Consider the following 15,147-nt stretch of genomic DNA (forward strand, 5'->3'; position numbering starts at 1 on the left):
CGAAAGCAGGCAAACTATTCGCTCCTCCTGGACACGTTGAGGCTCTATCCTGGGCGTTATTTACCAGGAGAGCACCATGGCGACGAATGCTTTCTCGCTTCGGCAGGTCATTGCCCAACATCCCGCGCGGCGCGACGACATCGGCACCTTGGTGACCCGGCGGCCGCTACCGGGCCCAACACTCGATCAGCTCGATCCGTTTTTGTTTCTCAACCATCACGGCCCGCAGGTCTACCCGCCGCATAACCAGGGGTTGCCGTTCGGGCCTCATCCGCACCGTGGTTTCGAGACGGTCACCTTCATTCTCGACGGCTCGCTCGCTCATGCCGATAGCGCCCAGCACCAGAGCGTGATCCACGCCGGTGGCGTGCAGTGGATGACGGCGGGCAGCGGGATCGTCCACGCCGAAATCTCCCCGCCCGAATTCCTGCAAGAGGGTGGGCCGCTGGAGATTTTGCAGCTGTGGATCAATTTGCCGTCGCGACTGAAAATGAGCGAGCCGCGCTACGTTGGCCTTCAGCGCGACGCCATTCCCGCCATTGCACTCCTGGGTAATGAAGATGCGAGCGGCGCAGAGCTGAACCTGATTGCCGGACAGTGGAAAGACCAAACAGGGCCCATCGATACACTTACGGGCGTATTCATGTCTACGCTGAGGCTCGACGCTGGGGCAAGCGTGGCCCTGCCCGTGGCGCCCGGCCGCCAAGTGTTTCTCTACGTGATCGATGGCGACGTAACAATAAGCGGCGAGCCTGCCAAAGCGCACCATCTGATCGAAGTGGACCGCCAGGGCGACGGTTTAACGATCGAGGCGCACAGCCAAGCGCGCTTGGTGTTTGGCCATGGTGACGTGATCGATGAGCCCGTCTATTCGCACGGCCCCTTCGTCATGACCACCCGCGAGGAGATCGTCGAGGCCATCGAAGATTACCAAGCGGGCAAGTTTGGCGGTCTTGGCGCTTAAACCGGTTCACCGCGATAGTAGTGCCATAAAAATAGCGACCCTACGCTGCGCCAGGGTGCCCAGTGGGCGACCATCTGGCGCGCCTTGGCGGGCGTGGGTTTGTCGTCGAGCCCTTTGAGGCGGCCTAGGGCCACGCGCAGGGCGAGATCGTCTGCCGGGAAAATGTCTGGGCGCTTGAGCGAGAACATCAAGTAGATCTCGGCGCTCCAGCGGCCAAAGCCGCGCAGGGCGGTGATCGCGGCGATCACTTCTTCGTCGCTCAAATGCTCCAGCCCATCGGCGCTGAAGGTGCCCGCCAGTTCCGCCTCGGCGAGCCCCTTGGCGTATTCCACCTTGCGCCAAGAGAGCCCTGCGTCGCGCAGCGCTTGGCCTTCTATATCGATGATGGCCTTGGCGTGCAGCTCGGGCAGCAGGGTATTTACCCGGCCCATGATGGCACGCGCCGCTTCGGTAGAAATCTGCTGGCTGACGATGGTGGAGAAAAACGTGGCAAAGCCCCTGTCGCGCTCGCGCGGCGAGGGCGCTCCCACCTGCGGGAGCGCCCGGGCGATATCGGGGTCGGCCTCGGCGAGGGCTTGCATGGCGTGAGCAATGACGTCGGGTGACATGGCGTTATGCCTCCTGGTGAGCAATGGAGTGGTGGCGCAGAGTGGGGCCAAAGCCTTCAGTGTCGGCTCGATGAGGCTGAGGATAGCGAAGAGCCGCCCGTCTATTTTCGCTGGACGTATTTATACTTTCGTCTAGTCTTGCGATCATTGTGGCCAAAGCATCTGTGACTAGCTCCTTAGTGAACTGACTGCAGTAAATAGAGAGTAAAGCACGCCGAGCGTGCGTTGGGAGACATCATGCAAGAGTCGACGCAGGGGCTAGCGCGTAATCCGCGCCTGGCCGAGTTCGCATTGGCGTTGGGTGGCTTTGGTATCGGCACCAGTGAGTTCGTCATCATGGGGCTGATGAACCGCGTGGCCGAAGATTTGGCCGTTGCCCCTCAGCAGGTGGGCTATGCGATTAGCAGCTACGCCTTGGGCGTGGTCATCGGCGCACCGATCATTTCGGCGCTGGCGGCGCGCGTGCCCAAGCGGCTGTTATTGATCGTGCTGATGCTGGTGTTTGCCGTGGGCAACATCGCCAGCGCCATGGCGCCGGGCTTTTGGTCGTTCGTTGGCCTGCGCTTCATCGCGGGTCTACCTCACGGGGCCTACTTCGGCGTTGCGGCGCTGGTGGCTGCGGGGGCCGTGCCCATCGACCAGCGCGCCCGCGCCATTTCGCGGGTCATGCTGGGGTTGACCACGGCGATTCTGATCGGCGCCCCTCTGGGCACCTGGACGGGCCATATGTTTGGCTGGCAACTCGCCTTTGCCGCCGTGGGCGTGATCGCGCTCTTGACCGCCGTTGCCATCCGCTGCTGGGTGCCGGTACAGCCTGTCGATACGCAGGCAAGCCCCGTGCGTGAGCTTTCGGCGCTGCTCAAACAGCGTGTGCTGGTTACCGTGGCCATTGCTTGCGTAGGCTGCGGCGGTATGTTCTCGATCTTTAGCTATGTGATGCCGACGCTGACTCAGCAGGCAGGCATGAGCGAAGCCCTGGGGCCGCTGGTGCTGGTGATCTTCGGCATTGGTTCGATCTTCGGCAACCTGATCGGCGGGCGCATGGCCGATAAGAACCTGATGCGGGCGATTCCGATCATTCTGATCTGGTGCGCGCTGGTGCAGGGGCTCTACTACTTCGCCGCCAACTACGTTTGGACCGGATTGCTCTTCGTGGGTCTCGTGGGTACCAGCATGGCCTTGGCGCCCTCGCTGCAAACGCGCTTGATGGACGTCGCCGAAGACGCCCAGACCATGGCGGCCTCACTCAATCACGCCGCATTCAACGGTGCCAACGCCCTGGGCGCTTGGCTGGCGGGGCTTGTCACCAGCACCGGGGTGGCGTGGTCGAGCACCGGTTTGGTCGGCGCTGGGCTTGCGCTGTGCGGCTTAATAATTTTCCTTTTTGGTCGCTGGCTGGAAAAGCGCTACCCGCCGCAGCAGGTAAACCGCCAAGCCGTGTGAAAGTGGCGAAAACACGTTGGTTTGCCTAGGGTGTAGTAGGGACGAGCCCATATGGAGGTGATCTATGCAAACCCAACACACTCAACGTACGACGTTTCGCTTTCTCACTCTTGGCGCCATTGCCGCGCTGACCATTGGCCTTGCCGGCTGTGGTACCACCACCGGTGAGCGCTCTGCTAGCGGCGCGGGTATTGGTGCGGCGGTAGGCGCCGGTGCGGCGGCGGCCACCGGCGGTAGCGTCGGCGGTGGCGCCATTCTGGGCGGCGCCGCAGGTGCCGCAACGGGCGCGCTGACCGACGAGGACGACATCAACCTCGACCGTTAACGGCACAGCCTGAATCCGCGCATGCCCATATGGAAGTGATCGGCATGCGCGGCGTTGTATTCAGGCCCCAGCACATTGCCGAAGGTCTTGCAGGCACCGTCGCGCGCCGCGCGCAGAAACGCCGCATTTTCCCCCTCATTCCCCCAATCTCGGCTCAGCGTTAGGCGTTGACCATTGTCGAAACGAAAGCCCGTAACGTCCAGTGCCTCGGCGGTGGCGTGTTCGCTGCGACGCCCGCTTTCACGGTTATAGACGTTACGACAGGCAAAGCTCCCCACGTGATCCACTTGGCGCACCCGGCTGCCCATGATTGTTTCGGCTGCGGGCTGGAGCTCATGGCGCTCGAACATTACCCAGGCTAGCGCCAGCGGGCAGGTAGCAACGAAGCTGCTACTAAACGCCACGCGTCCGCCCTGCACGCGCACGACGTTCTCTAGCGGGCAGGCGGCGGTAGGGCTGTAGTCGGCCAGCGGCGTATAGCGAAACTCGCCCTCGGGAACGGTATCCAACGCCGCTAGGCAGCCTTCCCGGTCGTTGGCCAGGCGCTGAAGCTTGAGCTTGGTGATCGGCGTCACCGGATCATCGACGCGTAACGGCGCCCAGGGTGCCCACTGGCGCGGAATCTCGATCAACCCTTTATCGAAGGCGACGCCGAGCGCGATCAGCGCCAGGATGAAAACGATACGACGCATGGCATCTCCACAGTAGTGTCGCAAGCTACGGTAGTTACGACAGCTACGGTAGTTACGACAGTTGTAACGGGGGTGGCGAGGTAGGTGAGCGCTACAGTCCCGCTCTTGGGTATGCGATACTGCGCCTCTTTTGCGGCGCTATCGCCATCGTCGGTCAAGCTTGCGATATCGCCACCTCTTTGCCAATGAAAGGGAATAGTGCTGCATGTCCCACGATACGGTCTCTCAGGGCACTCTGTTCATCGTCTCTGCGCCCTCGGGTGCGGGCAAGACCAGCCTGGTGCGTGAGCTGATCGAGAGCCTGGACGGTATTCAGGTCTCGGTATCGCACACCACGCGCGCCAAGCGTGAAGGCGAGGTGGATGGCGTCAACTATCACTTCGTCACCGTGGATCGCTTCGAGGCCATGATCGCCGAAGGCGCCTTCTTCGAATACGCCAAGGTGTTCGATAACTACTATGGCACCTCTTGCCAAGCGGCGCAGACGCTGCTCGATGCGGGCCAGGACGTCATCCTCGAGATTGACTGGCAGGGCGCGCGCCAAGTGCGCGAGCGGATGCCCGAGGCGGTATCGATCTTCATCCTACCGCCCTCGCGCGACGAACTCGAACGCAGGCTGTCGGGGCGCGGCACCGACGAGCATGCGGTCATCGCCCGGCGCATGCGCGATGCGGTCAGCGAAATGTCGCACTTCGACGAGTACGACTACCTGGTGATCAACGACGATTTCACTACCGCGCTCGAGGAGCTGCAGGCGCTGGTGGTCTCCCAGCGTCTGCGTTGCGAGACGATGCATTCGCGCCATGCGCCGCTGCTGGCTGCACTCTTGTCACAGCAGCCCAGGGTCGAGTAATCTAGTCGGTCACATCGATTTCTTTTGCCGGGTCGACCCGCTTCCCACCATCGCAAGCGTCGACCCGGCGTCGTCATTATAGGAAGGCACTCATGGCACGCGTTACCGTTGAAGATTGTCTGGAAAACGTCGAAAACCGTTTCAAGCTGGTGATGATCTCTACCCAGCGCGCACGCCAGCTGGCGCGCGGCTCCCGCGATGCCCAACTGCCTTGGGAAAACGATAAGCCGACGGTCATGGCGCTGCGCGAAATCGCTGCGGGCCTGGTCGACCACAGCGTGCTCGACGAGCCCGTCGAGGCGCCGGTGCGTCAGCGCCCCGTCATCACCAGCGCCCAGATCGACGACTGAGTCTTCGTCGTACGTATACGTAGCACAGTAGAGGCGCGGTAATGTTCACGATCGATGACCTGGCCGACCGGCTCGGCGGCTATCTGCCCCTGGAAGAGATCCAGCAGGTCAAGCGTGCCTTCTATTACGCCGAGCAGGCCCACGATGGCCAGCGGCGGCGCTCCGGCGAGCCCTATGTGACCCACCCGCTGGCGGTGGCCAACATTCTCGCCAACATGCACATGGACCATCAAAGCTTGATGGCCGCCATGTTGCACGACGTCATCGAAGACACCGGGGTCTCCAAGCAGGCGCTGGCGGCCCAGTTTGGCAAGCCCGTGGCCGAACTCGTCGACGGTGTTTCCAAGCTCACCCAGATCACCTTCGAAGACAAGGCCGTTGCTCAGGCTGAAAACTTCCAGAAGATGGTGCTGGCGATGTCGCGCGACATCCGCGTGATCATCGTCAAGCTGGCTGATCGGCTGCACAACATGCGCACCTTAGGCGCGCTGCGCCCGGACAAGAAGCGGCGCATCGCCCGTGAGACGCTGGAGATCTACGCTCGCATTGCTGGGCGCCTGGGCATCAACACCATCCGCATCGAGCTTGAAGATCTTTCCTTTCAGGCCATCCACCCGATGCGCTCCGAGCGGATCAAGCGCGCAGTGGCAAGCGCCCGTGGCCATCGGCGCAGCGCCATGCGCGAAATCCAAACCGCGCTGCAAAAGAGTCTGGACGAAGACGCGCTCAATGGCACCGTAGTGGGGCGGCAAAAGCACCTCCTCTCGATCTACAAGAAGATGCGCGACCAGCGTAAACCCTTCGCCGAGATCATGGACGTGTTCGGGTTTCGCATCATCACCGAGGATGTCGCGAGCTGCTACCGGATTCTCGGCGTGGTGCACAACCTCTACAAGCCGGTACCCGGGCGCTTCAAGGATTACATCGCCATTCCCAAGGCCAACGGCTACCAGAGCCTGCACACCACGCTCTTCGGCCCTCGCGGCATGCCGGTCGAGGTACAGATTCGTACTCGCGAAATGGAGGCCATGGCCAACAATGGCATCGCCGCGCACTGGCTCTATAAGGCGGGTCAGACTACGCATCCCATCGCCGAAGGCAGCCATGCGCGCGCCCGCGCCTGGGTGAAAGGGCTTTTGGAGATGCAGCGCCACGCCGGGGACTCGCTGGAGTTCATCGAGCACGTCAAGAATGACCTCTTCCCCGACGACATCTACGTCTTCACCCCCAAGGGCGACATCATGGAGCTGCCCCAGGGGGCGACGGTGATCGATTTCGCCTACACGGTGCACACCGATATCGGCAATAGCTGTATCGCCTGTCGCATCGATCGTCATCTGGCACCGCTCTCCACGCGCTTGGAAAGCGGCCAGACGCTTGAGATCATCACCGCACCTGGAGCGCGCCCTAACATCGCCTGGCTCAATTTCGTCGCCACGGCCAAGGCGCGCTCGGCCATTCGTCACGCCTTGAAGCATCAGCAGCAGGCCGAGGCGATGACGCTGGGTCGGCGGCTGCTCAACAAGGCGCTCTCGGCTTTCGAGACCAGCCTCGAAGAGCTCGATGAGGCGGTCATTACGCGTGCGCTAGAGCAGCTAGATGCCGCGAGCGAAGAGGCGCTTTTGGAGTCCATCGGCCTGGGTAACCGCCTGGCTCACGTGGTGGCGCGGCGCTTGGCCGATGTCGCCGACGGTAGCGACGTCATCGAGCGCGCGCGCAATGACCAGGCCGTGATCATCAGCGGCAGTGAAGGCATGGTGATCAACTTCGCTCGCTGCTGCCATCCGCTACCGGGCGACCCGGTGGTGGGGCATCTCTCGGTTGGTAAAGGGCTCGTCGTCCACCGCGCCGAGTGCAAGAACGTCGACGAGCGCAAGAACGATCCCGAAAAGCTCTTTGCCTTGAAGTGGTCGGAGACCATCGACGAGGACTTCCCCGTGGCGCTGCGCATCGAGATCGAGAGCCGCCGGGGGCTGGTGGCCGAGCTCGCGGGTCTGGTCACCGACGCCGACGCCAACATCGAGCGCATCGGCATCGAGGAGCGCGATGCGCGCCTCTCCACGGTGAACCTGACCCTGGCGGTGAAGGGGCGCATTCACTTGGCGCGCATTATCAAGCGCATTCGCAACCTCCCCAACGTCGGCAAGATCACCCGTATTACCAACTAAACGACAATAACCACGGCGTCGAGCCAGACTGCGGTCGTGGCTTCGAGGCGTTTATTTTTTGATTTTTATTTAGCAAGGCTTTATCCAGGAGACTCACATGAGCAACAAAGCCGTCATCAACACCGACAAAGCCCCCGCCGCTATCGGCCCTTACTCCCAGGCAATCAAGGCGGGCAACACCGTCTATCTGTCGGGCCAGATTCCGCTAGACCCGGCGACCATGGAGATCGTCTCCGACGATTTCGAGGCCCAGGCGCGTCAGGTCTTCAGCAACCTGAAAGCGGTCTGCGAAGAAGCGGCGGGCTCGCTTGGCGACATCGTCAAGCTCAACCTCTACCTCGTCGATCTGGACAACTTCGCCATCGTCAACCGGGTGATGGAAGAGTTCTTTGCGGCACCTTTCCCCGCCCGCGCGGCCGTGGGCGTCAAGGCGCTGCCCAAGGGCAGCCAGGTCGAAGCCGAAGCGGTGATGGTGATCGGCGACTGAATGCCAAAGAGCGAGCCTAGGGCTCGCTCTTTGCATATCGGCGTTAGGTTCCAGCCTGTTTTAAAAGGCGTGTTTAAAAGGGCGTGGCATCACACGTTTTGGGTTTCCAAAAAGCCGCCCTCTTTGAGCATCTGGCCGTAGCCTTCGCGGAAAGTGGGGTAACGGAAGGTGTAGCCCGTTGCTAGCAGCCGCTGGTTGTCGCAGCGCTTGCTCGCACGGCGACGCAGCGGTGACTGCATGGTATCGGTTGCTTCGACCTTGAGCTCCTTGGCGAGCCACATCATGACGTTGTGCAGGGTGACCGGCTCGCAGTCGCTACCGAGGTAGAGCTCGGCCAAGGGCTTGCCGCTCTCCTGACAGGCGATGAGGTGCGCGATGATACCCACACAGTCGTCGCGGTGGATGCGGTTGGAGTAGATCATCGGCGTAACCGCCGCCACGCGTCCGCCTGCGACCTGATGGATCATGCGATCGCGCCCAGGGCCGTAGATGCCTGAAAAGCGCACTACGGTGCCTGGCAGGGGGTGGTCGATCAATGCCTGCTCGGCGTCGCGCATGAGCGTGCCGGAGAAGCTGGTCGGCTCGGTCGGGCTCTCTTCGTTGACCTCTTCGCCCTCTTGCTGGCCGTATACGCTGGTCGAGGAGACGAAAAAGATACGCCGTGGCGGCGTTTCGTGCTGCTCCATCACACCAAGTACGCGCTTGAGGCCGTCCGGGTAGGCGCTTTGGTAGGCGCTCTCTTCGAAGCGGTCGGCGCTAACGGTGTAGATGACGTAGTCGGCCTGGGGTAGTGACGCGGGGTCGAGCGACTCCAGGTCGTTGAGATCCAGTGCCAGGGGCTCGATGCCGGTGTCCGCCAGCGCCTCCACACGCCGACGTACGCCAATGACGCGATGTCCTTGTTCGAGCAACTCGTTGCCTAGGGTGATGCCGATATCGCCACAGCCGATGATGAGTACGGTAAGCTTCACCTTGTTCGCTCCTTTTGATTAATATTCCCTATCAGATACAAAGTTTTGACGCCTTATGGCATGGTCATCACCTTGTCTGTCCCTTATTCCCGTCCCGGAGACTGCTACGAGAGGATGCCCTACTTGGCACTGCTATGACTCTAACAGAACTTCGCTACATCGTAACCCTCGCGCAGGAGCGACACTTCGGGCGGGCGGCGGAACGTTGCCACGTCTCTCAGCCAACGCTCTCGGTGGCGGTGAAAAAGCTCGAAGACGAGCTCGATACGCCGCTGTTCGAGCGCTCCAAGTCGACGGTCCAGGTCACGCCGCTGGGCGAGAAGATCGTCGCGCAGGCCCAGCGCGTGCTCGAACAGAGCAGCCTGATCTTCGAGCTGGCCAGCGCCGGTAAGGATCAACTGGCCAATCCGCTGCGTATCGGCGCCATCTATACCATCGGGCCCTATCTCTTCCCGCATCTGATTCCGGCGCTGGCCGAGGCCGCCCCGCAAATGCCGCTCTACATCGAAGAGGGGCTAACCGGTACGCTGCGCGGCAAGCTGCGCAGCGGCGAGCTCGACGTCATCATCGTCGCGCTGCCCTTCACCGAAACCGACGTGGTGACCAAGCCGATCTACGAAGAGCGCTTCGAGGTGTTGCTGCCCGCCCAGCACCCCTGGACCGAGCGCGAGGCCATTGCCAAAGAGGATCTGCTCGACGAGCGTTTGCTGCTTTTGGGCGAAGGGCACTGCTTCCGCGATCAGATTCTCGAAGCCTGCCCGGCGATCACCCATCAGCTCAATAGCCCCACCAACACGCTGATTGCCGAGGGCGGCTCGCTCGAAACCATCCGTCACATGGTCGCCTCCAAGCTTGGCATCACCGTATTGCCGCAGTCGGCGCTGGGCACGGATCAATACGAAAGCAAGCTCTTGGCCAGCCGCCCCTTCGTCGAGCCCGCCCCTTCGCGCACGGTAGCGATCGCCTGGCGGGCGAGCTTTCCTCGGCCCAAGGCGATCGACGCGCTGATAGACGCCATCGCTCACTGCCGCAAACTCGAGCGTAACGGCACCCCATGAGCGCCCTCGACGCTCCGGTGACCGCGCTCAAGGGTGTCGGCGAAGCGCTGGCGCAGAAGCTTGGGCGCCTGGGTATCGAGCGCGTCGCCGATCTCCTATTCCACCTGCCGCTGCGCTATCAGGACCGCACGCGCCTGACGCCCATCGGCACCCTGCGCGCCACCCAGGAGGCGGTGATCGAAGGCGAGGTCACGGCCAGCGATGTGGTCAAGGGGCGCAGGCGTAGCCTGTTGGTGCGTGTGCGCGACAAAAGCGGGGTGATGAGTCTGCGCTTTTTCCACTTCTCGCCTGCCCAGCAGCAACAGCTGCGCCCTGGGGCCGTCGTGCGCGCCTTTGGCGAGGCGCGCGCGGGGGCTACGGGGCTTGAGATCTATCACCCTGAATACCGCCTGCACGGCGGCGATGCGCCGGTAGAGGAGTACTTCACGCCGATCTACCCGACGACCGAAGGGCTCAATCAGGCACGCCTGCGTGCCCTTGCCCAGCAGGCGCTGGCGCTGCTCGACGAAGCCCCAGAAGCACTGCCTGAGGCAGTTCCCGACGCCCTACGCCAGCGCTTTCGACTGCCCGGGCTACACGCCTGCCTGCATCTCTTGCACCAGCCGCCGCCAGACGTGGATATCGAGCTGCTCGCCAGCGGCCGTCACCCGGCGACGCGACGGCTGGCGCTAGAGGAGCTTTTGGCGCACCAACTGAGCCTGCGCGAAATGCGCCTGCGGATTCAGGCCGACGGCGCGCCTGCCTTGCCCTCGGGGCGCAGCCTGCAGGCACGTTTTCTGGCCAAGCTCCCCTTTGCTCTGACCGGTGCCCAACGCCGCGTGCTCGAAGAGATCACCCTCGATCTTGGGCGCAGCGCGCCGATGCTGCGCCTGGTACAGGGCGACGTGGGCTCGGGCAAGACGGTGGTAGCGGCCATGGCGGCATTGGCGGCGCTGGAGGGGGAGTGCCAGGCGGCGATCATGGCGCCCACCGAGATTCTCGCCGAGCAGCACTACCGCGCGTTCAAAGCTTGGTTCGAGCCGCTGGGTATCGAGGTGGCGTGGCTAGCGGGCAAGCTCAAGGGCAAGGCGCGTTTGGATGCCAAGTCGGCCATTAGAGACGGTCGGGCGCGCATGGTGGTCGGCACCCACGCGCTTTTTCAAGACGACGTGCACTTTCAACGCCTGGGCCTTGCCATCATCGACGAGCAGCACCGCTTTGGCGTCCATCAGCGCCTGGCGCTGCGCGAGAAGGGCGAAGCGGGCGGGCTCACCCCGCATCAGTTGATCATGACCGCCACGCCGATTCCCCGCACCTTGGCCATGAGCGCCTACGCCGACCTTGATGTGTCGGTGATCGACGAACTGCCGCCGGGGCGCACGCCGGTGAAGACCGTGGTGGTCTCGGACGAGCGCCGCCCCGAAGTGGTCGAGCGTATCCGCCGCGCCTGCAGCGATGGCCGCCAAGCCTACTGGGTCTGCACCCTGATCGAGGAGTCCGAAGCGCTACAGTGTCAGGCCGCCGAGGTGACCCGTGATACGCTCACCGAGGCGCTACCGGAGCTTGCCATCGGCTTGGTTCACGGGCGCATGAAGGCCAGCGAAAAGGCCGATGTAATGGCCGCGTTCAAGCAAGGGGAGCTCGATCTTCTGGTGGCTACCACGGTGATCGAGGTAGGCGTGGACGTGCCCAACGCGAGTTTGATGATCATCGAAAACCCCGAACGCCTCGGGCTCTCCCAACTGCATCAGCTGCGCGGGCGCGTTGGCCGCGGCAGCACCGAGAGCTTTTGCGTGCTGCTCTATCACCCGCCGCTCTCCCAGGGCTCGCGCGAACGGCTCGGGGTGATGCGCGAAACCACCGATGGCTTTCGCATCGCCGAAAAAGACCTGGAAATTCGCGGCCCCGGCGAAGTGCTGGGCACCCGCCAGACCGGCCTCGCCCAGATGAAAATCGCCGATCTCGAGCGCGACGCCGACCTACTCGAACGCATCACCGCCCTAGCCAACGAGTTACAGCACGACGCCCACGCTACCGCCATACTGGTACGCCGCTGGCTCGGCGAAGCCGCTGGGCGCTATGGGCAGGTGTGAGAGCTACGTTACAAGCACCGGTATAGCTTTGGGCTGTGATTGGCGCTCGCTAAGCCGTCTTCGTCAATGCATGTATAAACATCCCGGTTTTAGTGGCATCGCTGATTAGAACTTTTCGTCTCTTGATGTTTCGCCAGATATTCCCATAACGTCAGGTCTTCCAATGAATCGTGGGGATGCTCATCGTTGTATTCCATCATCCAAGATGCTGTCAGTTCTCCGGCAGGCCATTCCAACTTTGATCGAACAACCAGTTCGAGGTCCATCTCACCAGCATGGGCTACTCCTGGTAACGGGTTACATTGAGGCTTTTGGGTAAATGGGCGTAGGGGGAGACTAGGTTAGGGCTCCAGCCCAGCTTAACTTCGTTATCAGGCAGAAAGTGTACGTGTAGGTAGCGGTCTTCTCCGCTACGTTCAGGGATAGTAACCTCTGCAGTGTGCTCCTCTTCATTGTGAGGTGGGCGTAACGTAAGCAAGGCCATTGAAGTATCCGTTTGTTGTATTTTCTCGTACTCTTCATATTCTTCTTTTGTAGTGACATCGACATACCACAAAATTTCTGCGCTATCGCTTCGAAATGACCAACAGCATGTCATGCCATGCCAACCATCCCAATTGCCCTTGATATGCTGTTGTCTCCCGATATCATCCCAATCTTTTTCATTTAGCCTTTTATTACCGCCCCAATTGTCATGCACCCAGTACGTGACAACGGGGTTGTGAGTATGGTTATGACCTACAAGAGTAAACTTTGGAGCATGAAAAATAAGCCAAATTGAAAAGGCAATGAAAATGCCGAAAATGGTCGTCCATATCCAAAATGGTATAAGGCTGATGTATCGGCGAACGTAGCTGTAAATCAAAAAAACTCCCTAACAAAATTAATTAATCAAACGTCTATAAATATGAACTAGACGATCACTAGCTTGCATTAGTAGCGCTTCAGTTGCTGCCAATAGCACTACCTGCACGCGCTGTGGTCGAGTGCAGGCGAAAATGCCACCAAAAAGCTCTGGATGTTGCTGGCTAAGCAGCCGGATAATGTTGCGAGCCCTCGGGCCACCTGTTTCCCACAGTAATAGGCACACAGAAGGATTCCCAGTTCCTTGATCAGGATCGAAAATGACCCTAAACGAGCTCGGCCAGTAAACCAATTAGCGCATAGCGCCGCTGGCGGCTCCGTCATCCGGTGGAAGCTTACCAACCTCCACCGCCGCCGCCACCACCACCCCCGCCTGAAGAACTACCACTGGAGGAGCTACTGCTGCTCGAAAATCCAGAGCTGGAGGCGGAGGCAGGCCGTGCTGCCATCATGGCCGACGCGACGCCTGCGGTGATGCCACTCATGCTGGGTGAAAGTCGGCTCGGAGTGAAATCGTCCCCGCTATACCAGCGAGGCCGGTAATCCGACTCGACGTCGCTGATCGCGTGTCGTGTCAGATCATTCTCGAAGCGCTCCGTCCAGGGCTTCTCGACACCAAGCGCCATGGCGTAAGGCAATATCGCTTCATAGCGCAACACCGTCATATCTGGCTCGCTCTGGAAGTTGAGCCGCTCCTTCTCTGCGGTCTCCAGATACATCTTGAAGCCCTCGATCTCGTCCATCACCTTGCGTCCTTGCAAGGTATGCGCCCCCATATAAGTACCGAAGATGATAGTGATCGCCAAACTCAATAAAAGGGCAATGAAAATCAAATCCATTCCGAACAAATCATACAGACCGATCAATAATTTCAGGTAGCTGAGTGTCGCCACTGCCACGATGGCACCCACCAGCACGCTCACTACAAGTGGCTTCCGTATAGCCCACTGCATAACCAGCAACAGCGGCAAAAGCGGTATGCAGGAGAGCACCATGGCGATAAAATCACCGAGTTCCAACACGTCGAAAGAGAGCATCAAGAGTATCGACACAACAAACAGTGCCACGCCGAAGAGGGTATAGCCCCGGTTGTGGGTGAAGAACACCGAACGATTCTCTTTTTGCAGCGCTGATGTAAAGCGAGACTTTGTGCGCTGGATAGCTCTCCCATGTTTGGCGTCGGTGGTGACCGGACTGTTTTTGCGCAGGAAGTCGAAAATGACTTTCTCGCCCGGGGGAAGCGAGTCGGGCGCCTTGCCAGTCGTTTCTAGCGTCATCGCCTTCTTGTCCTCCTTGCCGAGGGTCACCAATCCCTTGACGGCCAATGACACCACGGCTGCGGAAAAAGCGGTCCAGCCCTTTTTTTTCCAGCGCTCCTTGTAATAGACAAAGTGGATCAGCGCAGGAGAAACCCCTTCCGGTGCATAGAAGCGAGGAATGATGGTGCCCTTGGTCGGGCTTCGGCCGACGCGATACCAGGCAGAGAAAAAGTAGAGGAAGATCACTAGAAGCAGAGCGGCCGCCCCGACCACCTCTCGGTAGTCCGACAACCAGTAGCGCATCTCATGGGCGAAATCAGGAGAGAGCAGTGCTCCTTTTTCAAAGGCTACCGCAATCGTCATCCCCTCTCGAACCGCCAACGGCTGCGTCATATCAAAGCGAGCGGCGTTATCCTCGAGCTGCTCCATGTGGGCCGCTTTCTCGGTCGCTCCTTGAGGTCCGGTAAAGACGTTAAGCTCACGAATCTCGGCACCTTCGGGCAGTGTGACAAGTGCTGATGCCTTGAGAATCGGGAGCTCCCAGAAGTTTCCAGTCGCATTCCAGTAGAGTTCATCGTGCTCCTGGAACATACGAGCCGCCCGGTCGATTCGATAGCGTATCTCGTAGGTGTGTGTGCCATGCGGCAGAATGGCATCGGTGCGCCCGATCTGGATACGCTTGCCGTTCATCAACTTATTGACCGTATAGCGTTCAGGCTCTCCATTGCGCTTCACCGAGAGCACGTCGAGCACCTGCCTCACTTGGCGTCGGCCCTCGCCAGCCAGGACAGTAGGAATATCGCGAAAAATACCACGCTGAATCTGCTCGCCCTCGGCATGAACACGGATCGTCTCGGTGATCTCTACTGAGGAGTCAGGCTTTACCTTAATGTCCGCCTCTAATCGTTCGATAACCTCTTCCGCCATTACCGGCAGCGCCACCATACCGGACAGCATGAAGATGACGATAGCGAGCCATACGGTACTCGCTATCTTACTCATAGACACTTGCCTATTCATGGCAGATATTCCT

The 15,147-nt window shown here is 60.6% G+C and carries 14 protein-coding genes and 1 pseudogene; 9 read left to right on the forward strand and 6 right to left on the reverse strand.

Features of this window, described 5'->3' with window-relative positions; translation table 11 throughout:
* The first annotated feature begins 76 nt into the window (after positions 1-76).
* Positions 77-964: a pirin family protein gene (locus LLY24_RS00815; protein ID WP_259034370.1), complete on the forward strand. Its 888-nt coding sequence runs from the start codon at positions 77-79 to the stop codon at positions 962-964.
* Here LLY24_RS00815 and LLY24_RS00820 read toward each other — a convergent pair.
* Positions 961-1,572: a DNA-3-methyladenine glycosylase family protein gene (locus LLY24_RS00820; protein ID WP_259034371.1), complete on the reverse strand. Its 612-nt coding sequence runs from the start codon at positions 1,570-1,572 to the stop codon at positions 961-963. The genes LLY24_RS00815 and LLY24_RS00820 overlap by 4 nt on opposite strands.
* 237 nt (positions 1,573-1,809) lie before the next feature.
* Between LLY24_RS00820 and LLY24_RS00825 the strand changes: the two genes are divergently transcribed.
* Positions 1,810-3,015 carry an MFS transporter gene (locus LLY24_RS00825; RefSeq protein WP_259034372.1) on the forward strand — a complete coding sequence of 402 codons (1,206 nt, stop codon included), beginning with the start codon at positions 1,810-1,812 and terminating at the stop codon, positions 3,013-3,015.
* 64 nt (positions 3,016-3,079) lie between these two features.
* Positions 3,080-3,340: a hypothetical protein gene (locus tag LLY24_RS00830; RefSeq protein ID WP_259034373.1), complete on the forward strand. Its 261-nt coding sequence runs from the start codon at positions 3,080-3,082 to the stop codon at positions 3,338-3,340.
* On the opposite strand, the gene LLY24_RS00835 is transcribed toward LLY24_RS00830, so the two are convergent.
* Positions 3,337-4,032 (reverse strand): extensin-like domain-containing protein, encoded by a 696-nt coding sequence (locus LLY24_RS00835; RefSeq protein ID WP_259034374.1) that lies wholly within the window; start codon positions 4,030-4,032, stop codon positions 3,337-3,339. The genes LLY24_RS00830 and LLY24_RS00835 overlap by 4 nt on opposite strands.
* A 205-nt stretch (positions 4,033-4,237) precedes the next feature.
* Here LLY24_RS00835 and gmk point away from each other — a divergent pair, with 205 nt between their 5' ends.
* The 4 genes from gmk (at position 4,238) to LLY24_RS00855 (ending at position 7,890) form a co-directional block, all read left to right on the forward strand.
* On the forward strand, positions 4,238-4,885 hold the full coding sequence (gmk, locus tag LLY24_RS00840; protein ID WP_259034375.1) for a guanylate kinase: 648 nt from the start codon (positions 4,238-4,240) through the stop codon (positions 4,883-4,885).
* Between the two features lie 92 nt (positions 4,886-4,977).
* Complete coding sequence (gene rpoZ / locus LLY24_RS00845; protein ID WP_259034376.1) at positions 4,978-5,235, forward strand: DNA-directed RNA polymerase subunit omega; 258 nt, start codon at positions 4,978-4,980, stop codon at positions 5,233-5,235.
* A 41-nt stretch (positions 5,236-5,276) separates the two neighbouring features.
* Positions 5,277-7,403: a RelA/SpoT family protein gene (locus tag LLY24_RS00850; RefSeq protein WP_259034377.1), complete on the forward strand. Its 2,127-nt coding sequence runs from the start codon at positions 5,277-5,279 to the stop codon at positions 7,401-7,403.
* 97 nt (positions 7,404-7,500) lie between these two features.
* Positions 7,501-7,890, forward strand: a complete 390-nt coding sequence (locus LLY24_RS00855; protein WP_259034378.1) for a Rid family detoxifying hydrolase — start codon at positions 7,501-7,503, stop codon at positions 7,888-7,890.
* Between the two features lie 89 nt (positions 7,891-7,979).
* Here LLY24_RS00855 and LLY24_RS00860 read toward each other — a convergent pair whose 3' ends face one another.
* Positions 7,980-8,861 (reverse strand): SDR family oxidoreductase, encoded by an 882-nt coding sequence (locus tag LLY24_RS00860; protein WP_259034379.1) that lies wholly within the window; start codon positions 8,859-8,861, stop codon positions 7,980-7,982.
* 134 nt (positions 8,862-8,995) lie between these two features.
* Here LLY24_RS00860 and LLY24_RS00865 point away from each other — a divergent pair, with 134 nt between their 5' ends.
* Entirely contained in the window at positions 8,996-9,919 is a 924-nt protein-coding gene (locus LLY24_RS00865; RefSeq protein ID WP_259034380.1) for a hydrogen peroxide-inducible genes activator, read from the forward strand.
* On the forward strand, positions 9,916-11,991 hold the full coding sequence (gene recG / locus LLY24_RS00870; RefSeq protein ID WP_259034381.1) for an ATP-dependent DNA helicase RecG: 2,076 nt from the start codon (positions 9,916-9,918) through the stop codon (positions 11,989-11,991). The genes LLY24_RS00865 and recG overlap by 4 nt, the downstream gene beginning before the upstream one ends.
* A gap of 89 nt (positions 11,992-12,080) precedes the next feature.
* Here recG and LLY24_RS00875 read toward each other — a convergent pair.
* The 3 genes and pseudogenes from LLY24_RS00875 to LLY24_RS00885 form a co-directional block, all read right to left on the reverse strand.
* A pseudogene (locus LLY24_RS00875) lies at positions 12,081-12,209 on the reverse strand (IS3 family transposase); the annotation flags it as partial.
* A 62-nt stretch (positions 12,210-12,271) separates the two neighbouring features.
* On the reverse strand, positions 12,272-12,856 hold the full coding sequence (locus tag LLY24_RS00880) for a DUF3304 domain-containing protein (protein ID WP_259034382.1): 585 nt from the start codon (positions 12,854-12,856) through the stop codon (positions 12,272-12,274).
* A gap of 334 nt (positions 12,857-13,190) precedes the next feature.
* Positions 13,191-15,134, reverse strand: a complete 1,944-nt coding sequence (locus tag LLY24_RS00885; protein ID WP_259034383.1) for a DUF2207 domain-containing protein — start codon at positions 15,132-15,134, stop codon at positions 13,191-13,193.
* Between the last annotated feature and the right edge of the window lie 13 nt (positions 15,135-15,147).

The sequence above is a fragment of the Halomonas dongshanensis genome, from assembly GCF_024790395.1.
GTDB lineage: Bacteria > Pseudomonadota > Gammaproteobacteria > Pseudomonadales > Halomonadaceae > Vreelandella > Vreelandella dongshanensis.